Source organism: Microbulbifer regidiadema (SeqCode) (assembly GCF_052466995.1).
Window position 1 is genome coordinate 1,143,099 of record NZ_CP174297.1, and the last position, 25,117, is coordinate 1,168,215.

Annotated in this window: 12 protein-coding genes and 2 pseudogenes; 4 read left to right on the top strand and 10 right to left on the bottom strand. The window is 50.4% G+C overall.

Features of this window, described 5'->3' with window-relative positions; all coding sequences use genetic code 11:
* Positions 1-309: 309 nt before the first annotated feature.
* Positions 310-654, bottom strand: coding sequence for an IS30 family transposase (locus ACJJIK_RS04785; protein WP_444932314.1), 345 nt, complete (start codon positions 652-654; stop codon positions 310-312).
* A 2-nt stretch (positions 655-656) separates the two neighbouring features.
* Here ACJJIK_RS04785 and ACJJIK_RS04790 point away from each other — a divergent pair.
* Positions 657-1,096 (top strand): annotated as a pseudogene (locus ACJJIK_RS04790) (IS3 family transposase); the annotation flags it as partial.
* Positions 1,097-1,394: 298 nt separating this feature from the next.
* On the opposite strand, the gene ACJJIK_RS04795 reads toward ACJJIK_RS04790, so the two are convergent.
* From ACJJIK_RS04795 to ACJJIK_RS04810, 4 genes are all read right to left on the bottom strand, one after another.
* The gene (locus tag ACJJIK_RS04795) at positions 1,395-1,802 is read right to left on the bottom strand and encodes a hypothetical protein (protein WP_444930923.1); all 408 of its coding nucleotides are present in this window, start codon (positions 1,800-1,802) and stop codon (positions 1,395-1,397) included.
* A gap of 932 nt (positions 1,803-2,734) precedes the next feature.
* Positions 2,735-3,190 (bottom strand): hypothetical protein, encoded by a 456-nt coding sequence (locus ACJJIK_RS04800; RefSeq protein WP_444930922.1) that lies wholly within the window; start codon positions 3,188-3,190, stop codon positions 2,735-2,737.
* A 98-nt stretch (positions 3,191-3,288) separates the two neighbouring features.
* Positions 3,289-3,834 (bottom strand): hypothetical protein, encoded by a 546-nt coding sequence (locus ACJJIK_RS04805; protein WP_444930921.1) that lies wholly within the window; start codon positions 3,832-3,834, stop codon positions 3,289-3,291.
* A gap of 464 nt (positions 3,835-4,298) precedes the next feature.
* Entirely contained in the window at positions 4,299-4,631 is a 333-nt protein-coding gene (locus tag ACJJIK_RS04810; RefSeq protein WP_444930920.1) for a hypothetical protein, read from the bottom strand.
* Between the two features lie 755 nt (positions 4,632-5,386).
* Between ACJJIK_RS04810 and ACJJIK_RS04815 the strand changes: the two are divergent.
* Positions 5,387-5,743: pseudogene (locus ACJJIK_RS04815) on the top strand (integrase core domain-containing protein); the annotation flags it as partial.
* 153 nt (positions 5,744-5,896) lie between these two features.
* On the opposite strand, the gene ACJJIK_RS04820 reads toward ACJJIK_RS04815, so the two are convergent.
* The 4 genes from ACJJIK_RS04820 to ACJJIK_RS04835 all read right to left on the bottom strand — a co-directional run bounded on the left by ACJJIK_RS04820 (position 5,897) and on the right by ACJJIK_RS04835 (position 8,813).
* Positions 5,897-6,133, bottom strand: coding sequence for a UPF0175 family protein (locus tag ACJJIK_RS04820; RefSeq protein ID WP_444930919.1), 237 nt, complete (start codon positions 6,131-6,133; stop codon positions 5,897-5,899).
* Between the two features lie 885 nt (positions 6,134-7,018).
* Entirely contained in the window at positions 7,019-7,576 is a 558-nt protein-coding gene (locus ACJJIK_RS04825; RefSeq protein ID WP_444930918.1) for a hypothetical protein, read from the bottom strand.
* 344 nt (positions 7,577-7,920) lie between these two features.
* Complete coding sequence (locus ACJJIK_RS04830) at positions 7,921-8,250, bottom strand: antibiotic biosynthesis monooxygenase family protein (protein WP_444930917.1); 330 nt, start codon at positions 8,248-8,250, stop codon at positions 7,921-7,923.
* A 221-nt stretch (positions 8,251-8,471) separates the two neighbouring features.
* A complete protein-coding gene (locus ACJJIK_RS04835; RefSeq protein WP_444930916.1) occupies positions 8,472-8,813 on the bottom strand; it encodes a DUF5713 family protein in 342 nt (113 codons plus the stop codon).
* A 1,029-nt stretch (positions 8,814-9,842) separates the two neighbouring features.
* On the opposite strand from ACJJIK_RS04835, the gene ACJJIK_RS04840 reads away from it, so the two are divergent.
* Positions 9,843-10,589 (top strand): TIGR02466 family protein, encoded by a 747-nt coding sequence (locus tag ACJJIK_RS04840; protein ID WP_444944379.1) that lies wholly within the window; start codon positions 9,843-9,845, stop codon positions 10,587-10,589.
* Entirely contained in the window at positions 10,586-11,941 is a 1,356-nt protein-coding gene (locus tag ACJJIK_RS04845; protein ID WP_444944380.1) for a 2OG-Fe(II) oxygenase, read from the top strand. Before ACJJIK_RS04840 ends, ACJJIK_RS04845 begins: the two co-directional genes overlap by 4 nt.
* Before the next feature lie 55 nt (positions 11,942-11,996).
* Here the strand turns inward: ACJJIK_RS04845 and ACJJIK_RS04850 are convergent, their stop codons facing one another.
* A complete protein-coding gene (locus tag ACJJIK_RS04850) occupies positions 11,997-25,073 on the bottom strand; it encodes an SDR family NAD(P)-dependent oxidoreductase (RefSeq protein WP_444944381.1) in 13,077 nt (4,358 codons plus the stop codon).
* Between the last annotated feature and the right edge of the window lie 44 nt (positions 25,074-25,117).

Sequence of the window (25,117 nt, forward strand, 5' to 3'; positions counted from 1 at the left end):
TTGAACTTAACGCCAAGCTAATGGACTGGCGCTGCGCAGCAGTGACCATCCAGCCCAAGGTTTATCTTGGGCGATCATTGAGCGTCTTGATACGCACAACATCAGCGTGAGCTTATGAGGTGAAAGCCCCCTGTAGAAAGATCACCGCTTAATGGACTCTATTAAATGCTAGCTACTAGTAAATAGCAACTGCAAAATCGTGAGGTTTTGTGGGAAGGAAGCCTTTTTGTTTCAGGATACCCATAAAAGAAAAAGATTTAAACGTTACATACATTGACACCTGCATTCAACTCTGAAGTGCATCACCCTTTAGGCTGCTGCGGCAGCCGTATATTCTCCCATAACTTGTTTCGGAGTTTTATAGCCCAGCATCTTTCTCGGGCGATTATTTAAACGCTCAACAGCTGCTTCGACATCTGCTTGGTCCACAAGTTTGAAATCAGTTTTTTTCGGAAAGTACTGACGCAGTAGGCCATTAGTATTCTCATTTAGGCCCCTCTCCCAAGATGAGTACGGATGTGCAAAATAGACCTTCGCATCCAGAGCCTCACCAATCTTCTCGTGCAGAGCAAACTCTTTGCCGTTATCGGCGGTAATCGTGTGTACGAAGTCCCTGTATGGCTCAAGTAATGCAATGGTAGCTTGAGCAACCAACTCTGCTGTCTTGCGTTCAACCTGCTGAGAAAGGTACAGGAAGGCGGAACAAGCGCATCTTGATATCCCAAATCGGCTGAATCGGAAGTTTGACGTCGAGAAGCCAGATGCAGCTTGGGCTGGTGATATTACATATATTTGGGTGGGGACTTGCTGGGCCTATCTAGCGGTAGTGCTGGATTTGTTTGCACGAAAACCCGTAGGCTGGGCATTATCGCTGTCTCCAGATACGAGCCTGGTAAAGAAGGCGTTAACAATGGCCTATGAGTCTCGAGGTGCGCCGGAAGGAGTAATGTTCCACTCAGACCAGGGTTGCCAGTACACCAGTCAGAGCTTTCAGCAGCTGCTGTGGCGCTACCACATGAAGCAGAGCCTGAGCCGTCGTGGCAACTGCTGGGATAACGCACCAACTGAACGCTTTTTCAGGAGCTTAAAGGGGGAGGCCAAAAATACTTGACCACTATAGCCCAACAACTGGATAGGATCGCGGCTACGCGCGATCTAGCCTTATTCTTTATACTTATTTTTCTAACTTACTGGATTTAAGCTAGGCCCCCGACCTTCACATTTTTGAATTTCGTATTCTGTTACTGCCAAAAGTCGCTGAAGATATTGAATATCGTCTTGAACCTCAGAATATTCATCATCATCGCAATCTTCGTATTCAATTTTTGTTAGCTTAGCCTCGTAGACCTGTAACGCTACTCTAATATATGTAAGATCTTTATACGTGTAGGACATCATTGAACCTTCTTCATGTACTGTTTTAGCGACTCTAATTCCTCCAAATACTCAGAAATTGGCATATCCCGTTCAGCCTCGATAGAGTAATGGGTATTCCCCTCTTTGTCTTTGCGAATATCTTTAGCAATAATTAAACCTTCTTCTAACTTAGCGTTTCTGGTTATAACCCACCAAGTGTCTTTTGGTCCAAGTTGCACCTTACTGCTGATACCATCAAAGAGCGACACTCCTCCAGATTTCGCAAGGACATAAACCTCGTTCTTGCCTGAAATTTTATATGTGACTATATCGTCTCTCTTACCGCCGCCAACACGGGGCGAAATGGAGCAGCGAAGCTGCGGAATGCAGGTCCAGCCAGATTTGCTGGTGATCGTGCTTGGCTTTGTTATGTACTCTTGCTTCAAAGGCCTCTAAATGCACCATCACATGCTCCACACTTACACGAAATGAACCAAGCAGAAGGTCTGCCATCAGGTGTTGTGCTTTTCGGCTCAACATTGATTGGCGACTCACATCTAGGACAAACTTGATCAATATTATCTCCGTATTGAGATTGCCCGAGAGCGATCATTGTAGGTCTCGCTACATCTGACATGTTGGAAAAATCTATTCCCTTTACGTATTTCTCATATTTGTTAGTCATATCAGGTTGGACACATAATATTTCGCACACGGGCCACAGTGTAGGCGCAAAGCGCCGAAACGAAGGTCCACCGCGAAGCAATTTCGTGATGCGACTTGTTATAATTAGCCATGCTCATAAATTGGGTAAGTTTTTTTGATTTTTAGAGAAGAAAGGTAAAACCCTATTGAAAACAACCCTAGAGTAGAGATAGGAACAACGTTAATAGGATTTAGAAAAAACAAGCAGAATAAAGCAGAAACAGCAGAAAAAATTGATAGGTTTATTAGCCATGTTTTTCTTGATGACACTTTTAACCAGACCCCGCAATCGGGACACCTAAAGTCGCAGGACCAAGCTCGATAACTCCTATCAATCAATGGTACTTGTGAAAACTTAAACTCATGAGAACAATGACCACATTCCATTTTTAAACTTCCCTTTTTTGCCTTATCATTCTTTGATGACTAAAAGATTATAACGAGGGTGCAGAAAAACTCAGCCCTCTTTTCGTATTGTACTTCTACATGAAAAATAGCCTACTCATCAGTGAAAGCTAAATCAGAATTTATGTAGAATCACCATGCACGGTCAATTTTTAAGCATACTTAAAGGGCCATAGATGTATATTAGTTTTTCTACAGCCTGAACGCCCAAAGCAGCGGACCGAAACCAGAGCGAAACGACGGTTTTTAGGTCCGCTGCCTTTGATTGTTAGCACTGACGCTGCCTATTTTCTTTGTTTAAGTCTTTAATGCCTGGAGCATTAGTTACAAGCTTTTTCCCTAAAACATCAGGCAATCCGATGAATAGGGTTGCGCTACTATCCCAGCATACGATTTCAAACAGGGAATCTTTAAGCTGCTTTTCTGGCTCCCCTTGCCAGAAATCAGGATTTCCATCGGCAAATGGTTTATCTGTGGTGAATGACTCAGTGCCTTTCGGGAACGCTGAAATGACAGACCATACAAACTGATAGTCAAATTCCTCAAGTTTTTCGACTAGCTTTTCACCCTCTACCCATGAGGGGTCATCTAGCTCTGGCCAAGCCCCTTCTATATCGGAAATATGCCAATCGTAATCCTTGAGGTTGATCCCAAGCCAATGAGCCACATCTTTCATGTTCGTATAGAATCCAACTTCCGATGTATTTTCCTGTATGTAGTTCATAGCTCGTTTTTAGTGCTAACAATGTGTTAATGGGCGCACGTTTTTCAGCGCCTCCCAGTGAGCGATAGCGGACGAATTAAACCGCTTGTTAATTGCCGTTATCTCCATGGCAATGTACCCCCCTGAGAGATAAATTCACTTTCTAGATTTTTCCAGCCTTCTCCGGAGGAAATATTTAGAGTTCTAAATGGGGTCTCGCATTTCTTTTTCTTTATGAAACCACTCCGTGGGTCTTTTAGCTTGAAAGGGGTTGCTTTAACATTTAGATAAACGCTATCTTCAGGCTTTAGAAAGCCATTAGTTATTTCAAAGTGCTCCCACTGAGCCCAAAGCCCTCTAGCAATAAATATTGTACAAACGGTAACACCGATAAATATTACACTAGCCTGAACTTTATCGCCGAAATTCAAATAAATAGCGCGTACAACATCAAATAATGACCAGACAAATATGAGCCCAAAGATATACGCAACCATATAGAATGGACTATATATCTGTTGTGGATAAGTCAACCAAAAATCTGAAATTTTATCGCATTGCATTATAGTGGTAATACTATAGATCTCTAGCCACTGGAAGAGAAAAAAGAAAATGGCCATGGTTGTCACAATGAACCATGAATCACTACACTCATCCTCTCTCAATGTTCTACGAACTCCTTTAGATAATTAACGCCCACCGCACAGGCGAGCAACTTGTTGCGAATCCAAAGTGCGAAGCGCGTATTTGTGCCGGTGCTTGTTAAATGTTTTTACCAAAATCGCTTCCTATCTCTTTGATAACACTTATAGGCGAGAACAAAAAATGATATGAGAGCGATAAACGCTACCTTATCATATCTCTTTGCGAATTTGTAAGCTATAACGTCCTGGACTCCTTGAGCTGGGCCATGTAACTCAAAGTTTTCTAGCATGTGCCCACCTAGGAGATGAATACCAATAAAGAAGATACAACCAAGAATAATTGCCCACTGCGTCTTCCTGGATAAAACCAAGACATACAGGAATTCATTTAACCAATTTGGCATAATTTCTCCATAGCTATGGATGTTTAACGCCAAGCTCACCCGCAGAGGCACGATAGCGCCGGAGTCGGGTGCAGCATCTTGTTAGCTGATTTTGAACCTTGATTCAACTATCGATGTGATCAACTCATGAAGCCCAAGTTGATTGCAGTAATATTCTTCAATTGTTCCCCATGACTTAAACATACTGATATTAAACCCATCTTCTATGTCATTGTAATAAATGCATCGATTTCCCATTACACCCACAACCCAGAAACCATTCCCTTCGTCACCCCAAGGATGCTGAGACCACTTCTCTGGGTGGTCCAATCTAATCAATTTCCAGAAGTCTTTAGGTATCCCTTCAAGTAGCCACCGTGCATTTTCAGTTTTTTGGAGGATTTCAACTTCGTCTATTGGTTTCCAAGTACTCATGGTTTAAATGCCTGTGGCCTAATCTTGATAGCAGCTAACAGTGTATTCAAAAGCAGCTGCATAATGTCACCTATCAACATATCTCAGGAGTAGGAAATCAAAAAATACATACAAATCAAATAGTTAATCGACTCTAGCACAAAAACACCCAGGTGGATATATTGCACCTGCAATATATCTTGTTATTTTACTGCTTTTGATCTTCGATATTGACAACCTAGAAAACAGAAAAAGAAAACGTAATGGATGATATTCGCCCTAAGCCACCCAAAAATCAGAGCGTTTTCTAGATATTTTGTGTCAGCATATTCACAAACAGGCACTATCGCACCAGGTGGCGCGACTGGAGTTGAGATATTCCTTATCCGTCTTACTGTTTACAGCCTCTGCGCAATCAATATACAGAGAGGGGTATTGAATCCGGGAGCGGTTACAAGTATTGGAAGATCTCATCCAGGGCGTTTCTGGACACCCATCAAAGGTAGAGATTAAGGCGTCACAGCTATTGACACAATACTAAAATCACAACAAAAATACTGGATATTAAAACAGTTAAACCCATACCCGATGACCCAGCCTCGCCGCTCACAGATCTCACTTGATGCGACTTCGTATTATCACTGTGTCTCCCGCTGTGTACGCAGGGCATTCCTTTGTGGAAGAGATACTCAATTAGGGAGAGATTATGAGCACCGGCGCCAGTGGATTGAGACTGGGATGCAAAAGCTAGTGTAGTGTATTAAATAGATCGCCAGATGGAAACAGCTTTGGCGAGTCGTGCGCTGATGATGGCCGTTAATTTACGCACACCACCGCAAGGCCTTCTACACCACTCTAATCGAGGCAGTCAGTATGCCAGCCATACCTATCAGGCGTTGCTGAAGGAGCATGGAATGGTATGTTCAATGAGCCGTAAAGGAAATTGCTGGGACAACGCACCAACAGAACGGTTTTTTAGCAGCCTGAAGCGAGAGTGGCTAACGGGAAATCTCTATGAAACAAGGGTGCACGCGACAGCAGATGTGAGAGCCTATATTGCTTATTACAACTCATGCAGAATACACACAACATTGGGGGATGTAACCCCTATCGAATTTGAGAAATGTGCTTAAAGAGGTGTCCGGTTGGACTTGACCACAACATACACAGCTTCAGGAACATAGATTTGATTAAATAGTGATTTTAAAAGGTGTATAGCGCCGACTCTTGAAAAATAAGTAATAGCGGTGGTGTCACTAACTACAATTTTACCCGATTCATTCATTTTAAAAATCCTTTAAATTATCCATGTCGATATCAAGGTCATCTTCGTTATAATTTATGAACTGACCGTACTTCTCAAGCAAACCATGAAACTCTATTTCAGACGTCCCAGCGAGCTTCCCTCCTTGCACTCCATTTATTTTTTCGAGCTTGTACAATGAAACAGCTAATACTTCAAGCAATTCACTTTCAGAAAGTCCAATCACACTAGCTACTTCATCATTCACTTCTAATTTCACAATTCACCTTTCTTCTATATTTCTCGAAACCCAACAAAGCCGTAGTGGTAGGACAGCCGGTTACCCGACTGCCCCCACGCAGATCCGGACGTGCGGAATTACCGCATCCGGCTCCTCAGTTATATTATTTACCGCGCAGCTAAATCCTATCAAAGCTATTCACTCCACCCATCTTCGCCTTTTCACCCAATGACTGAAGTGTATAGACTCAGATTCAACTGAATGTAATGCTTGCACTTTTGTTTTCATACAATATCCAGCCCTACATGTCCGGTGTATGTATCGACTGCAAGCTCAATATAACTGCCAGCCCCTTCGCCCTGTAGACGGCTTTCCCGCCCTCCGACTACTATGAGCTGGTCCGACTCCCAAGACACCATCGTTCGTCTCGCTTATTCAGCTACACTACCCTACCCATTCCTTTGGGAGTTACCTTGGGTCTCACAAGTTCTCATTACATCTCTGTATGCATGCCACGGCTTAAGAACTCCGCTAGGTCTCCACAATCTTGCCATTCAGGTAGCGAAAACAAATTCACTCCTGAGTCGATTGCTTTGTATGGACTTCGACCGCGTTACAAGCCTCGTCACCTAGAATTTGCATTTCGAAACGATACCAGCACTTCAGGAGCGCGCACTCCCTATGGCCTACATATTTCTCTGTCTACGCTTCACGTTGATTGTTCGCTCGTGCATCCTGCCTCTCAAATACTCCTAATTTAAAGCTCCGCACAACGCGCAAGACTCGATACTGGTGAGTGGCTAACTCTTACCAGGCTGGGACTTTCACCCAGCAAGATGCAACAAGCTTCGCTTGTCGCACTAGCGCCCGCATTTGCGGCTGGTTTGGAGCGCAGCGGAAAACCAGTCCGACAACATGCGTTTGTTAGGGCGATTCATTGCATGGCGCTAAAAAATTAGGATTAATGCCTGGAAAAGCTCGAGCGATACCATCGACCCAATAAGGCTTACCGTGCGCATAGCTAAATGAAGGTAGCTCAACTTCGATGCGACCTTCATTAATTAAGATATTGCCACGTACAACCCAGTACCTTCCGTCTGTACCCCAACCATGATGTACTAGCTTGTCTATATAAATCTTTGACCCGACTGCCAGTGGAAATAGCATCGATCGCTGCTTTTCAAAAGCTAGACGATCAAATAGTTGCCTATCAATAGATACTCGATTTTTTAGATAATCACCCCAGTTAGATGGGAAACCACCCATTCCTTGTGCTTGGATACCATTGCATAGCTCACTATTATTATTGAATCCTGTGAGGTCAGCACAACGCCCTTCAAAAACGAAAGCAGGTTGTTTTAACTCATAGCATTGACCGACTATATGTGAGTATTGAACATCTTTACTCAGATCAGCAGATGGTATGGTACATCCAGAAAACAAGAAAATACTGAAAAATATGTATATTGCTCGATACACCATCTGTTCATAGCCCTAACGCCTCAATAACCGGCAGCTGGAACGTAGCGAAGCGCAGTGTAAGCTGTCCGGCGCTGAAGGCGCGTAGTTAATTGACTTGGTACGCCCAGCATGGGCGTGAACTAATGGGGTGAAAGTCCCCTGTAGGAGGATCACCGTTTAATGGTCTCCATTAAATGCTAACTACTAGCAAATGGCAACTGCAAGACCGTGAGGTCTTGTGGGGAGGAAGCCGCTAGCAAAGCTACGAGCTGACGAACAGAAACATCATATAAGGCTTAGCCTGGAGGCGAGGTAGCCAAGGACACCGAAGCCGGGTGATCTATCCTTATTCGTTATGCATTTAGCTAGCCAATCACTGTATATTGACCTGGGGATACCTTGATAGGTTTAGGAAACCCCTTACCCAAAACTTTGAACCCATCGGCATTCAAACCTTCGCTATTATTGAAGCCTAGATTTACCACTTTTTCAAAGTGGCCGTACGACTCCCAGACTACGGTATTGATATATTTTATCGATCCGTCCTCTTCCCTATTTATGGACTTGAAGAATGTCGAACTTACAAAGCCGTCCTGCTTGCTAAAATAGGAAACGTATTCATTTCTGATTCTCTCAGCCGTTTCTTCCATTCCACTTGGAACAGTGATCGTATTAACTACGTGAACTTGATCCATTTTCTTTTATCCAGCGATGCATAACAGTGTACTCAAAAGCAGCTGCATTATATCTTATTATTTTGCCACTTTCGATCACAGGCATAAACCACTCGAAATCAAAAAACTAACGCCCCATATTAGTGTGGATATGCACACTTGCTTTTGATCTTCGATATTAACAATGTGATGAGCCAGCACCTGCTCAAGCTCCATAGTTCCAATTGGTTTTACCTGTTATTTCACCAATCACGTGGGGCTATCAACTCTTCTAGATCGACTTCAAATCCGTAAGCTTCTGCAACCTTTCCGAAACTCACAGCTATAGAATCGCGAGCTACGGTTTCTATTTCACTTCCTTCTTCTTCAAAGTCACTCTGTAAGTCATTTATTTTTTCGGTAGCACGGTGAGTAATCACATATAGTTCTTCTTCATTCTTGGGGTTGCCAGACTCAATCTTGCGGCAAATCTCAATCAGAACCCCCTTGACACGATCAACGAGGTGGTTTGGGAACCATCCATCTCGATACATCTCTTTAAGCAGATTTAATTGCTCAACTTCTTCCTCTGAAAGCCTTTTCATTTATCTTCTCCTTCGCATAACAGTATATTCAAAAGCAGCTGCATATATCACCTGTTAACATATCTCAGGAACAGGAAATCAAAAAATACATATAAATCAAGCAGTTAACCAACTCTAGCATAAAAATACCCAGGTGGATATATGCACTTGCTTTTGACCTTCAATATTAACCATCTAGAAAACAGCAAAAGAAAACGTCATAGATGATATTCGCCCTAAGCTACCCCCAAATCAGAGTGTTTTCTGGATATTTTTTATCAGCACATTCACAGATAGGTACCATCGAACCAGATGGCGCTGAATAATATCCGCTGGTACATGGAGTAGACTTCCCTCATTAACGCCCTACTTGTCAATATTTTGCGTTATCGCAGACGTGACCTTATTAATGGAGAGGAGCTCGGCGGTGCTGTTAGTCTAACAGCCGGATTTACCACCCGCAGTCCCACAACAGCCATGCTGTCCATCTGAGTGACAGGGTTGAGCGCGACCTCCGCGCCCCCACCTATCACATTCAATACAAGTGAGCCCAATAGACAGCCGCAACCACCATCACTACAAGCTACTTCAGGCCACCACCTCCACCTGTATCCACTAAGCGAAAGGTGTCACTGTAGTTGCTATGGGGACATTGGGAGAAACAAATACGCAAAGAGGAACTTCTTATTTAAATTTTCTAAGAAACGGCCTTGCTGGAGCTGTACGGAATAGTCCCCAATAAACAACCGCACTGAAACGCATCTAAATAAACAATGCTTTCATTGAGCTCTATTCGCTGTGATTTTTATTCTGCTGCAACCTTAGGCATTCGGCACAATAGCACTTGCTTAGAAATTTATCCTTGTTATTCCGCCCTTATAATTTCCTATCGAATTATAAGGGCATCGTTTAATACGGATTCGGCAACACAACCGTTTTTTGTATTGGCTGGAAGAATAAGCTGGTTTATAGTTTTGGTTGTAGTAGCGGTATTTTTTGTTTCAATCTAATTTAGCTGGATAAAACAATAATAAATATAGGGTGCGACTAATGGCGATTGACGTCTGGTTCCCACTGGCGATTTACTACACTGACCTCACAAACCATTCAGAATATAAAAATGCTTTTCTAGAAAGAATTCACACGCTGCGTGAACAATCGGGCAAGCAGCGCACTACGGAGAGCGCCAGCTGGACCGGCGACGTCCACAGGATAGACCAGATTCACAATGACCCGGCCTTCGCCTGGGTGACTGAACAGGTTGAACTTCACTCCTTGATCTATCTGAAAACTCTGGGCCACGATTTAAGCAAAATCGACATTTATATTCAGCGCTCCTGGCCCATTATTGCCACCAAGGGGCAGTATGTTGCCCGCCACGCTCACCATACCGCTAACCTCAGCGCCGTCTATTACATCTCTATACCCACAGAGGGTTATGCTGGGCAAACCCGCTTTTTTAATGAAACACGACAAAACGAACTGTCTAGTGGCATCGGCTCCAATATGACAGAGGGTTACAGCGAATTTAACCCGCTGAATTTTCAGCAGGCCAACTATGACCCCGTTGAAGGGCGGCTGCTGTTATTTCCTTCCAAGCAGATGCATGATGTTGCGGCCAATGAAACTGATGAAGAGCGAGTCACCCTCTCTTTCGACCTGGTCCTGACCGCTAAAAATAGTGAAGACTGTGCCACCCCCGAATTCCTGATGCCCTCACCCGAGCACTGGAAAAGAGTCACCCAAATTTTGCCGGAAACTGACACTGAAACGGCTCTCGCCGGCTTAAACACATGATGGAACTAACTACTACCACCCGGTGCTATCAGCCAACCGATAACTACACGCTGGTAAACCATCACGGACACTGTCTCTGGCAAACTCAGCTCTTTGAGCACTGCTCCAGCCCAGCCGCTTGGCGACAGTATCAAGAGGCCCTATGCCATTACCTGCCAGAAGATGGTTACCGGGATTTTACCGGTACGGTACAGTTGTGGTACGGCCTGGAGCAATGGCAGGGTTTTCTGGATTCAGTGGACAGGGTCTATTGCCACCTGAGGAATAATGATATTCCCATCAATGACTCAGCCATTGGCAATCTGGTACTTCAAGTGCGCGACGAGCACAGCGAAACCCCCTTCTTACGGGGGAAATCCGCTCTATGTGTCTATTTGAGATTGGATTTCGAGGCCGAGAAACCCTGCCAGTTAGAGTTTGATACTGGTGAAACGGCCCACCTAGCGGGAGGGACGCTGATCATCGCCAGCGGATATCGTCGCCACCGCCTTTCCGGCCAGGGCCATATTCTCCACTTTCAGCTGACTTTACCGGCACTGGCACGCCCTGAAGCGCTGATTACCCCGGAATTGCGCCAGCCGGATATCAGTGATGAAGTTGCCTTTGCCGCCGCAACCGCCCTGCCGCTGAATAAAGCCTTACCGTCGCCGACTGCGATTCTGGATAAACTGACCTGGCTACAGCGGCGAGCCTATCGGAGCCATCGCAATGGTCAAAGTCCATCAGTAAAACGCTTTTTACTCAACAATGCAGACCCAGCTTCAGCAACAGCTGAAGAGCTGGAACAAATTCGCAGCTATGGCACTAACAATAGCGCTCATGGAAACAGCCCTGTGGTTGTGGTTGACAACCTGCCCGTATTGACAGCGGATCAATGTACGATATTGCGCAGGCATATTTGCGAGCATATTACTTCTGTCGTCCCGGACTCCGTCGACGACCAGCCCGAGTATCAAGTCAATATCACCTTGGAGCAACTGGCCCAACTACTCGACCAGTGCACCGTCGATAAATTGCTCGCCCTGCCGGATATACTCCACCAACATGCAGACCTGAACGGAGAGGAAGGCAACAGACAGACAACAATATTCCTCAGGATTTACTCACCCGACACCCGCCCCTATATCACCTTTCACTCCGATATCTGCCGCTATACCGCAGTACTGGCCCTGAATGATGAAAGTGAATTCCAGGGGGGCCGCTTTGTCATGTTGGGGGATAACCAATTGCAGACAGTGCCATGGCACTCGGGCAATGCCCTGCTCCACGCCGGCAATCTGGTTCACGGTGTGAGTCGGCTAACCGAAGGGGTGCGCTATTCGCTGGTGCTGTTTTACAGTGTTGCCCCATAGTCACTATGGATGGGCGCCACTAACAGTGCCGGTAAAGTTGTGGTTTTTATGATTTTTAATTTCCTTCAATCTCGCCACCGACCTGCCCGATAAATTCGGACAGCTGGGCAATAGTCGGGTATTTATACAAGGTGAGTACCGACATATCCTGCCCCAGCTGTTGTTTGATCTGATTAATAATCTGCACTATCAGGAATGAGTTGGCATTCAGTTCAAAGAAATCATCGTGGATGCCGATTTTCTCAACACCCAGCCGCTCTTGCAGTATCTCGCACAACCTGATTTCCAGCGGGGTTTCGGCCCCGACAAAGGGGGTGGCCAGGTTCGGACGGGCATAGCGCTTGATCGCCGCACTTTCCAACCCGGAAAGCTCGATCCACTGCTGCCTTCTTGTGGGCAGATCCCCTGTTGACTGGACCAGCACCTCGGTATCGCCGGCAGCAAGCGCCCGCTCAAACGCCAAAACAGCCTGCGCCGGGGTCATAAAGTAGTCGTCTTGTGCCACAGTAACAGCGCTGCCCGCTTGGGAAGCACTTTCTGTCTGCCAACCATCCCAGTTAACGCTGATCCAGGGGCTGGGCTGAGCCTGATTCTGTTCGCGGACAAAAGCATCCATAAACTGATTGCCGGCGATATAAGCCGCGTGCCCCAGTCCGCCCAAGACATTGGAGATGGAGGACATGCACAGCACAAAGTCCACCGGCTTATCTGCCAAAACCGAAGCCAGAGCCTGAATTCCTTTTATCTTCGGCCACCACTGCTGCCGACAGCCATCCGGGTCAGTATCCACTACCGGTGAAAGCCACTCCATGCCCAGCAGCCCGGCGGCATGAATCACGCCGTCGAGTGAACCGAAGTGTTCCTCCACCGTTATAATTGCAGACTTTAGAGCGCCCTCGTCGCCACAATCAGCAGCCAGGGCAATAAAGTCAGCCCCCATAACGTCAAGCTGAGCGGTTTTATCTGCTGAAGGTTGTCTGGAGATCAAAGCCAATTTAGCCTGATACTCCCGCGCCAAATATTCTGCCAGGATCAACCCTACCCCACCCAGACCACCGGTAATCAGATAAACCCCTCCGCGCTTCAGTCGACTGGAAGCAAAGCATTCCGCCGGCATTGGCTCATAGCCCTCGGCCCAGCGCTGGTTACCCCGATAGGCCACTCTGGGTTTATCCCGGCTCTCATCCCCCAGCTCGCTCAGTAACTGCCGATTGATCAGTTGATAACCGCGCGCTGTAGTCATCGGGTTTATATCGATATGGCGACAGAGGATGTGCGGGTGCTCCTGTGGCAGTACCAGGGGCAACGCCAATATTGCAGTTTTTTCACACTGCACATCGGTCTCTCCGGCAACCTGCTGACTCCGATCGGACACCATCAGCCACTGAATTTTGCGCACCCCCGGGTGAACGGCCAGCACCCGGCTTAAATATATATTGCTGAAGAAGCCCCAATTCAGCGCTGATTGCCGCTCTAAAGGCAGGTGACCTGTCACTGTCCAAAGGTGTACCACATGTAACTCAACGGCCTCCAGTTCAGGCAGCGCCTGGAGCAGTTGCTGATAATCATCAGGGTTAGCCGGGTTGAGCACAAAGCGCAGCTCATCTATTTGGGAGAAAGCCTCCCCCCGACTCACCTGCACAACGAATTGGCCAGCGGCAATTAGCGAGTCGGCCAGTCTCTGCCCCACACCCAAGTCATCGACAAACAACAATATCCGCTGTGGCTCTGGGCCGATATACGCGCTTGTGGCCCGAGCTGGCGATGGCTGCCAGACAGGCTGATAGAACCACTGATCCATATCATCGACCATACCGCCTGAGTGGTGCGGACGACTGCCTACCTGTGTTATTTCTGGTGGATTAAACAACTGCCGCTCGAAGGCATACAGTGGCAGTGGCAAGCGCAATCGACGCTCATTGGAATAATGGGCGGACCAGTCCGATAGCCCCCCATAAAGCCACAGCTGCCCGAGACTGTTAAGCAAATAGGTAGTGTCATCTACCCGCTCATACTTAGTGCCGACCAGGTTCACCGCTTGCTGTGTTGAGGCTGTGGTAAGTTTCGAGCGCAGCAATACACTTAAATCATTGCCTGGACCGACTTCCAACACAACGCCATCGCTGGTGGTGAGCAGGCTATCCAGGCAGTCTTCGAATTTGACCGTCTGCAACAGGTGCTGACACCAGAAAGCGCTGTCGGTGGCCTGCCCGGGCTCAACAATTCGGCCGGTCACGTTGCTGATATAGGGTATCTGAGGAGGCCGCAGGTCAATTCGTTCGAGCGCCCGCTTGAACTCAGACTCTATGGCCTGCAATAGCGGGGAGTGGGCAAAGTGGGTCACGTCTACCGGGAAAGTAAAACAGCGCAACTGGCGCAGCTTTTGCTCCAGCTGCTCAATTTCACTTTTCAGGCCGGCAACAATACTGGTTCCAGGATTTTCTATGGCGATAGCCAGTGATCCAAATAACAGGGATTTGAGTTGTTCCCTGTCCAAGGAGGTGCTCAGCATGCGCCCCTCGGGCAGGGATTGCATAAGCCGCCCGCGGATATGTATCAGTTCCAGCCCCTGCCGCACGCTAAATACACCGGCGATGCAAGCTGCGGCATACTCGCCAAAACTGTACCCAACCATCAACTCCGGCACTATGCCTTTGCTAATCAGCATTCGGCTGAGAGCATATTCAAATATGAATAACAGTGGCTGGCTCACCCCGGTGTCGGTCAGGGTTTCCCTATTCTCATGATCGGGAAAAAGCACAACCTTTAGGTTATTGCCCGTTAAGTCCCGGTAGTCGTCAAAGCAGAGATCCATGATTTCGCGGAAGACCGGTTCCCGCTCATAGAGCCCGCGCCCCATATTAATGTACTGCCCCCCCTGCCCCGGGAACATAAACACCACTTGCCGCTTGTGCGCCGGACAGACACCACTCAGCACTCTGCCGGAGCGCTCTGAGCGCAGCTGCTCCAGCGCATCGCTGGCGCTGTTACAGACCAGACTTATGCGGTGCTCAAATGCTTTTCTACCCAGCTGCAAGGTATAGGCAACATCCGCCATAGGAGCCGCTGGATTTTCATCCAGCCAGTTGCAAAAACGCTCTGTGGCCAGTGCCAGCGCCTGTTCTGATCTGGCCGACAGTGTGATCAGCCAGGGGCCAGCAGATGGCGTACCGGGCTGTATAGTCGGGCCTTGCTGCACAATAACATGCGCATTGGTGCCGCCAATTCCAAACGAGCTTACCCCCGCAATTTTCCTGTCCCCAGAACCGGGCCAGGGCTGTAACTCGCTATTAATCGTGAAGGGTGAACTTTCAAAATCAATGCTGGGGTTGGGGGTATCGAAATGCAGGGTTGCTGGCAGTTGGCGGTGCTTGAGTGCCAGCACAGTTTTAATCAGGCCCGCCGCACCAGAGGCACTGTTGCTGTGGCCGATATTGGTTTTTACCGCCCCAAGAACACATTTTTCCCGGGACTGGCTAAAAACGCTTTGCAAGGCTTCAACTTCAATCACATCCCCAAGGGCAGTCGCCGAGCCGTGAGTTTCGATATAGCCGACTTGTTCGGGACCGATCCCGGCAGCATTCATCGCAGACCGAATCACATCCGCCTGCCCGGCCACACTCACTGCGGTATAGCCCAGTTTTCTGTCGCCATCGTTGTTTAGTGCCGAGCCTTTGATCACCGCGTGTACGCTATCGCCATCCGCCAGTGCCTGCGACAGTTTTTTCACCACCACAACACCCACACCGTCACTGAACACCGAGCCACTGGCACAGGCATCAAAGCTGCGGTGATAGCCGTCCCCCGACAGAATCATCCCCTGCTCGTGCAGGTAACCGGTTTTTTGTGGCAGCCATACCGATACACCACCCGCCAGGGCCATATCACACTCGCCCTGAAGCACACTTTTACAGGCCATATGGACGGCCACCAGGGCGGTCGAACAGGCCGTAAAAAGGCTCAGGGTAGTGCCGGTTAAATTGAGTTTGTAGGCAATTCGCGAGGGGGAGAAATCTTTCTCGTAAAGCTGAACCCGGGCGTACTGATCAGAGGGTTTATCGGTTTCCATCACGGATGGCGTTGAGAGGTGTTCCCAGTACGGGTGTGGCCCGCCCCCGGCAAAAAAGCTAATTTTGCCGGGGTAATCTTGCGGGTTATAGCCGGCGTACTCCAGTGCGTGCCAGGTACACTCATGCAACACCCTGGCCTGAGGGTCCATGGCTTCGGCTTCCCTGGGCGTATACCCGAAAAATTCCGCATCAAATGCCATGGCATTTTCCAGTACACCGCGAGCCGCAACAAATGAAGGGTGGTCAACTAACGAACCTGGCAGACCCGCTTCCAGCAGTTCTTCCCGGCCGTATCGAGTCACAGAGTCGATACCGTCACGCAGATTTTGCCAGAACTGCTCGATATTATCGGCACCGGGGAATTGCCCGGCCATGCCAATAATCGCCACATCATTTTCCTGCACTTCTAGCGGCTGTTGCGGTGCTACGCTTGACGAGACCTTTCCAGCACACTCTTTTGCAACTTCGCTGTTACCGGTTAAATAGCCCGCGAGTGATTGAATACTGGTGTAGGTTAGAAATTTGGCCAGGGGAACGGCTGCCGCGAGCTGCCGGTTAACGAGTAAATTCAGCTGCACCAAATCTACCGAGCTGGCACCAAGATCGAAGAAATTGTCGCAGACACTGATCTCGGCAAAACCAAAGTAATCGGCAAAAATCTCCGCCAGACGTTTTTCCAGCGCTCCCTGCGGGGCGATAAAAGGTGTCGCCAGACGATCGCGGCAAAGCGCTCCGGCAAAGCCCCCCTGGTGGCAGGGTGGCTTCAGCCTGGCCCATTGAGCCAGCTGTTCGGGCAAGTTACTCCCGGCCACCGCCAGCTGGGAGGGCACGGAGTGCTCAACAATACGCCTGAAGATGTCAAAGCCCTGCGCAGGCGTCAGCCCAATACCCCCCGTCACCTTGCGGAGGTAGGGGTTTTGACTGCTCCCGGGTGTCTCCCAGCGATCCCAGTTAACGCTAATCCAACGCTGATCGGAATTCGCCGCCACACTGTCCATATATTGATTTGCCGCCGCATAGGCGGCCAGCCCAAGCCCGCCAAGAGTGGCGGACAGGGAGGACATTAACAAACAAAAATCCAGTGAGCGGTCGGCGAACAGCTTGCCCAGCAATCGAGTCCCATGGACCTTGGCCTCAAAGTGCCGGGCGATGAAATCCGTATTTATCTCGGCCACCGGGCAGGCGGAATGCTCATCCGCCCAGCCAGCACAGTGAATTACCCCATGGATAACCCCAAACCTCTCCTCCGCCGCCTCAATCACTTGTCGCATCTGCCGCTCATCGGAACAGGAGGCGGCAAAGCAGAGCACATCGGCCCCCAGCGCCTTAACCCGGCCTTCGTCGTCACTGCCACGGCGCCCGAGCAGCACCAGCCTGGCTTGATATTGCCTGGCAAGCCCCTCGGCCAGAGCCAGGCCCACCTTGCCGAAGCCACCGGTAATAAGGTAGACGCCCCTCTTGCGCAGCCGCTGAGTCTTAGTCCTGTCAGTGAATGGCGCCCACTGTCGCTGCCAACACTGCCCTTCTCTCCATGCATAAATAACTTCATCACCGCTGTAGGACAGCGCCCGCGCCAGCACTGAGCCCGCAGCCTGCGCCAATTCCCGCCGATCAAAGTCCAGCAACTGACAGCTGATATTTCGGTACTCCTGATTGATCACCAGTGCCAGTCCCGCCAGCACCGCGTCCTCAGGTTGAGCCTGTTCACCGGGGCGCACCGCATACAGGTTTTGGCTCAACAGGGTCAAACGTACCTGCGAGCCGTCTGCAAGTTGCTTGAGCAGAGCCACCACCCCCAGCATCCTGGCCGACATATCTGCCACTTGCGCACAACAATAAACAATATGGGCTATGGGTTCGGATGCCGAGGAAAGTGAGCCGAGCTCTTCGATAGAGCAGTAGCTTCCATAACCGTCTTCAGTCAGCTCCCGAGCCAACGCACGGTTATCGCCGACAATCAGTAACGTCTCAGGTAAATTCTGCTCAGGCAGATTTACGCGAGCCCAGCTTGGCTGATAGAGACAACTGTGCAGAGCTGGGGCTTCCGGCTGTGGCGGTTGCTGTGCGGAACAGGACAAACGGGCAAAAGAATAAGTGGGGAGCGGTAAAAAGCGGCGCAATTTCCCATCCAATAGATTCACTCTGATCGGTCTATTGCACTGCTGCTGGTATCGGTCCAAACACTGCTGTATGGGTTCAGCAGCGCCGTAAAAGATCGATACCCTGTCGCCCTTCCCTGAGATATGACACTGCCCATCCGCGATATCAACGCTAGCCGCAGGCGATTGCGCCAATAGATCTAGCGCCTCTTCCACACTGTCACAGATAAGCAGCCGCCGATAGTTAAACAGGCTCCGTCCAACCTGTAGGGTATAGGCGACATCAGCCAGGTTAACCCCCGGGTTTTGCGTGAAAAAGTCGGCGAGCTTGTCGACGCTGCCCTGCAAGGATTCAGTCGATTTCGCACTCAGCACAAGCAGGTGTGGTCCGCTACAGGGGCTGCTTTCAGTTTCAGGCGCCTGCTCCAGTATCAGGTGCGCATTGGTTCCGCCAATGCCAAACGAACTGACCCCGGCACGGCGCTTTGCAAAGATTTCCGGCCAGGGCGTTAACTGCTGGCAAACAGCAAAGGGGCTATCACGGAAATCAAATTTAGTGGTGGGGTGATGAGCATGGAGGCTCGCGGGGATTTCTCCGTGACAGACAGCTAGAGCGGTCTTGATCAGGCCGGCGATGCCCGAGGCAGTATTCAAGTGCCCCAGGTTGCTCTTAACGCTGCCAATATAACAGTACTGTTTGCGCTCAGTGGCAAAAGCCGCTTTCAGAGCCTCCAGCTCAATGGGGTCGCCCATAGACGTAGCGCTGCCATGACCCTCCACATAGCCAATGGTGTCCGCAGAAACCGCCGCAGCCTTTTGCGCCATGCGAATAACCCTGGCCTGACCTGAGGCACTGGGCGCGGTATAACCCACTTTGCTGGCCCCATCATTATTGATGGCGCTGCCTTTGATTACGGCAACGATATTGTCACCGCTCTTTACGGCGCATCGCAAAGGTTTGAGCAACACGGCTCCGACACCGTCACCAAAACAGGAGCCGCTGGCTCCATTATCAAATGAGCGACAGTGACCGTCAGGTGAGAAAATCATCCCCTCCCGATAGAGATACCCACTTTGAAATGGCAACTCAACCGAGACGCCGCCGGCCACCGCCATATCGCACTCGCCGGCCAATAGACTCCGACAGGCCTGGTGAACCGTAACCAAAGAGGTAGAGCAGCCGGTAAACTGCTGGGAAACCGGACCATTAAAGTTGAGTTTATGGGCCACTCTGGAAGCGAGAAATTCTTTGTGGCTGAGCAAGGTGGCTTCAAACTGCCCCAGAATTGCCCCCAGGGAAGAATCCATCGCGGTCTTTTCCCAGGCAATATTGTGCGATGCACCAAAAAACAGGCCCACAGTCTGTTCGTGACTGTCCGGTGGATAGCCGCCGGCTTCCAATGCCTGCCAGATACATTCGTAACTCAAGCGCAATTGGGGAGAGCAAATCTGGGCCTCCCGAGGTGACAAACCAAAAAACTCGTAGTCAAAACGATCCAGGTCGCGAACAACCCCCTTGGCCCGAACATAATCGGGGTCGGCCAGGGTCTCGGCATCAACCCCCGCGCTTAATAATTCATCCTCACTGAAAAAATGGATCGACTCCCGGCCCCCCTTAAGGTTCTGCCAGAACTCGTCAACATCCTTCGCCCCCGGGAAGCGGCAGGCCATACCAATAATGGCAATATCATCGCTGCCACTCTCTAAAGCCGGCATTGCAGCGGGCGGCGATACAACCTCTACAACGCTGCGCGCCAGATAGCCGGAATAGCTGTCGATGGTCGGATTGGCATAAAGAGCGGTCAGCGCCAGGGGGCGATTCAATCGCCGGCTCAGCTGCTGATTCAGTTGGAACAGGTCCAGCGACTTCAGGCCAAGCTCAAAAAAGTTGTCATAAATACCGACGTCAGCTATACCGACATACTGCTCGATCAGCGCAATGAGTAGCGCCTGATTCTCCGATTGCGCCGGGGCATAGGCTACCGACAAATTTGGCCTCGATTTCAGTGCAGCGGGCATAAACCCGGCCTGCTCAGGAATCTGCTCGATACGGTTTTGGCGCTCTGCAAACTCGGTGGCACAGACGATGACCTGCGCTTGCGACTGCCCCAGCGCCCAGGTCAGCGCCCTAATTCCCTGGGCCGGGCTGAGCCCCTCCTCCCCCATCAGAGAGGTCATAGAAGCCCGGGCAAAACTCGAATGGGCCAGGTTCAACCAGTGATCCCAGTTCACCGTGCGAACCCGGCACGGGAGTTTGTGGTGATGGGCAAACTCATCGAGGAAAGCATTGGCCGCGCTATAGGCGGATTGCCCAGGAACATTTAACAGAGAGGCCACTGACGAACAGAGCAACAGAAAATCGCAGTTATGCCTGCACAGCAGTTCCGCCAATACCAGAGTGCCTTTAACTTTCGAATCAAATATCCGGGTATTCTGCTCCCGCTGGTCGGAGAGTATCAGCCCCCCGCCCGGTATCCCGGCACAGTGAATAGCCCCATCAATATGCCCAAATAACTCCTGGCCTTCGTTGAATATATCGGACATGGCCGCCGAGTTGGACACATCAGCCGTACGATAACTGACCCGACTGCCCAGGGATTGCAACTGTTTAATCTGGGACAGTTTGCCCGGCTGATCCGAGTCCAGGGCTGTCAGTCCAACAAGTATCAGATTGGCCTGAACTGTCTCGGCCAAATACTTGGCCAGAGCAAAACCGATACCGCCCAGGCCGCCGGTAATAACATAAGTCCCCAACCTCCTGAATCGATAGGAATCGTGAATATCGCTGGCTACTGGCTGGTACCTTGGCACCAAGCGTCGCGATCCCTGTAGTTCAATAACATTCCCAGTCGGGTCTATAGCGGTGCTTAATTCCCGCACGAGCTGCTCAACCAGCAGGCAGCGCTCCTCTACACTGCCCTGTGGCCAGGTCACAGTTATAAGCGCACCGAAAATACTGCCCGTTTCACCCTGTATGGCCTTGAGTGGCCCAACAGCAGCGGCCTTGGAGAGGGTCGATCCGGCGCGGGCCAATACCCGGACATAACACCGCCGGGTATCCATATGTCTCATCAAACTTCTGAGCAAAGCGCAAATATCGAGATAGCTTTTATAAAACTGATCTATTTCAGTTGTGCCCTGCACCCCCATATGGAGAACGGCGGCGGGCAGGCAGCCGTTACGCTTTAGGCTATCCAGCACCGAGTCGTAGTCACCGGGACTGTGGACTGACACCGGTATACCCCGGTCTTGCAGAGCCTTTTGCAGGCAGGCGGCTAAACCACTGTCATTTTCAATCAGCAAAACTCCCGAGCTGAGGTCGACAGGGCCCCCCCTAGGGACATCAGCGGGAACTAAGCGGGGAATATAACTGTAAAAGTCGGCAGGCAGCGGGCTGGAGGAAAAGCACTGCCTCTCGAAGGGATAGGTTGGCAGGGCAACGCGATAACCATCGCCCTGCAAAGCCAGTTTGCACCAGTCAATGGGTGCGCCCGCAAGCCATAACCGGCCCACCTCCTCCAAACTGGCGGACTCTTCTGTACTGATACCCTCAAACGGCTCCAATACCTGGGCGCGTTCGCACACCTTGTCACCGGTAAGGTAGGCCAGCGCATCTTGCAAACCTGAACAGATAAAATACAACCGGCAGTCAAAATGGTGCCTGCCCACTTGGAGGGTATGGCAAATAGCCCCCAGAGCGGGCGCTTGAGTTTGTTTTAGATACTCAGCCAGCTCCCTACAGCGAATATCAAGGGCTTTATCAGATCTGGCCGAAAGTACAAAAAGATAATCTTGTTGGGCTTCTCCGGCTGCGCTTCTGGGCGCAGGCGCCTCAAGTACAGCGTGCACATTGGTACCGCCAATACCAAACGAGCTGACCCCAGCCAGAGCTGGCAGATTTTTATCCCAGGGGGTCAGATGAGTATTGATATAAAAGGGCCCCTCAGCAAAGTTGATGCGGGGGTTCGGATTATCAAAGTGAAGGCTGGGAGGCAATTGCCGGTGCATCAGCATTTTGACAACTTTTATCAACCCCGCGATACCGGCAGCGCTATTCAAATGGCCAATATTGGCCTTGACCGAACCCAGGGCGCACTGCCGGGCGCCGGGCATCGCCTGGCGGAGCGCTTCAACCTCAATCACATCCCCCAGTGCGGTAGCGCTGCCGTGGGCTTCGATATAACCGATATCCTGTGGCTGGGCCCCCGCCATCTGCTGTGCGCTGGAGATTACATCAGCCTGCCCGGCCACAGAGGGCGCGGTGTAACCCACCTTGCCTTTGCCATCATTATTTATGGCAATGCCTTTTATCACCGCCAGGATATTATCCCGATCCAACAGGGCTTTTTGCAGCGGCTTTAACAGCACAATACCCGCGCCGTCACTGAACACACTGCCGCTGGCATCCCGGTCAAAACTGCGGTTCTGCCCATCCTTCGAAAACAGCATGCCCTCCTCGTACCGATAACCGCGCCGCACTGGCAACATAATAGATACACCACCGGCCAGCGCCATATCACACTGGCCCGCAGTCAGCGCCTGGCAAGCCGTAGCGACAGTAGCCAGCGAGGTGGAACAGGCGGTGTAGAGACTGACACTGGGCCCGCAGAGGTTGAGTTTGTATGACAGGCGAGTACTGAGAAAATCCTTGTCGGTCAACGGGGTGTCGACAAAGGCCTCGGCATCATTATCCCGACGCCAGCGGGATTCCCAGGCCTCGCTGGGGGAGGCCCCGACATAGCAACCGATTCTGCCGCTAAAAGTGTGGGAGTCGTAACCGGCATGCTCCAGAGCGGTCCAGGCACACTCATGCATGATTCGGGCCTGCGGATCGAGCTTGTGAGCCTCTATCGGTGCGTAGTTGAAGAACTCTACATCAAAATCCTCTGCGCCGGCCAGCACCCCCTTGGCCCTGACGTAGTCCGGGTGCTCCAGCTGCTCCCTGGCGACCCCCGCCTCCAGCAGCTCCGCCGCACTGAAATGGCTGATACTGTCCACACCATCCGTGAGGTTCTGCCAGAACTTATCGATATTGCTGGCCCCGGGAAAACGCCCAGCCATACCGATAATGGCGATATCACAGCCGGGCCCAGCGCTTTTCCGCTGTGCTCCCGCAGCCTCGCCGGATAAATACTGAGCTAACTTTCTCAGCGTGGGATAGGAGAACAGTGTACTGTCGCCTACAGCGGCCCCAAATCTTTGCTGCAAAAGGGTTTGGACTTCCAATATCTGTCTGGAGTCAGCGCCCAAATCAAAGAAGTTTTCATCCAGTCCCGGCTTCTCAATCGATAGAACCTGCTCAAATATCTGAATCAGTTCGACCAATACGCTGCTGCCTGGGTTAAATTCCCCCGCTTCGAAGCGCTGCTGCAAAAGTACCCGCTGTATTTTTCCACTGCTTGTTTTGGGTAATCGGGCCAGGGGAACCACTGCGGCAAGGGAGATGCCCGCTTCCCGAACCATATGCCGCTCCAGGCGCTGTTTCAGCGATATAAATTCGTCCTCGCCCCCTTTGCAGCGGACGAAAGCAACCACCGTTTCATCACCGCTCCCCGCCGGGTCACAGCCGACAAAAGCAGTCTGCTCAACACCTGGCAGTGTTTCAGCGATAGCCTCCAGATCGTAGGGGTAGAGGTTCTGGCCGTTGACAATCAGCATCTCCCTGGATCGTCCAACCAGGGTCAGCCTGCCATCGAGCAAAAAACCAATATCGCCGGTATCGAGCCAGCCATCGTCAGTAAATGTCTCCACAGCTGCTATCCCCAGATAACCGGAAGAGACATTTTCGCCTTTAATTTGCACATACCCTACGGTGCCCGCCGGGCATTCAAGACTGTTATCGCCGACAATCCGGATACGACAATTCGCTACCGGCTCGCCCAGATCAACCAGCTCCATGCCCTCCTTATCCAGCTGGACTGATTGACCGACGCTCAGAGAGGCGCGGTCAATACGCCGGGTTATTAATGCTTCACCGGCGGGGGGAAATGCCACGGCCAGACTGGCCTCGGCTAAACCATAAACCGGGAACATGGCGGCGGGAGCCAGTCCCAGTGGAGATAACCTTGCGGTAAATTCCCGGCACACTCCCGCATTAACCGGCTCGGCACCATTAAAAATCAAGCGGATAGACGATAAATCTATGTCAACGGAGGGGTTGGGCTTGAAGTGTTTTAGCAGATGTTTCAAACCAAAATTGGGCGACGCCGTTAAAGTCGCCCCTGTGGAACTGATCGCATCAAGCCAGATAGCCGGTCGCCTGACAAACAGTTCCGGGTCGATAAGCACCTGGGACCATCCGTGTACCAGGGGCACCAGATGAAAGCCAATCAGGCCCATATCGTGGGTGAGCGGCAGCCAGCTGAGAGTCTTTTCAAACGGTTGCGCATTTAGGGCCAAGCCGATGGCTTGAATATTAGTGAGCAGATTCTGATGGCTCAGTACTATCCCTTTCGGGTTGCCTGTAGAGCCGGAAGAGAACTGGATAAATGCAGTTGTTTCGGCCGCAATTTCCGCCACTAGCGGTACACCGCTCCCCTGGTTTAGCGCCTCTATAATTAGTGTGCGCTCAATAATGGGGTGATCAGCGGGCAAAGCTGCGGTCAGTTTTTCCAGATACTCCCCATCCCCGATCAGCAACGCCCCATCGAGCTGCGCAAAAATCCGCAATACTCTATTGCGACTGTCAGTATTTAATCCGGCCGCCAGTGGCACGGGGATATATTGCCCAATCAGGCAGGCCCAGAAAGCCACCAGAAAGTCTCTCTGGTTACTCAGCTGCAAAATAACCGTTTGTCCTTCCGGAAGATTCCGGGCCTGAAGAGAAGCCAGGGTCCGGCAGGCCTCGACATATAATTGCCGATAACCAAAAGATTGTCGCTTATTGCCGGAAAAATAGAAGACGATCCCCTGGTCTTTTTGGGCCTGTTCAGACAAGTGGGCAATCAAGTTGACTTTTAGCATTCCATGCTTCATTTTTTTAGTCAGGCCCTTGGAACAACACTAAT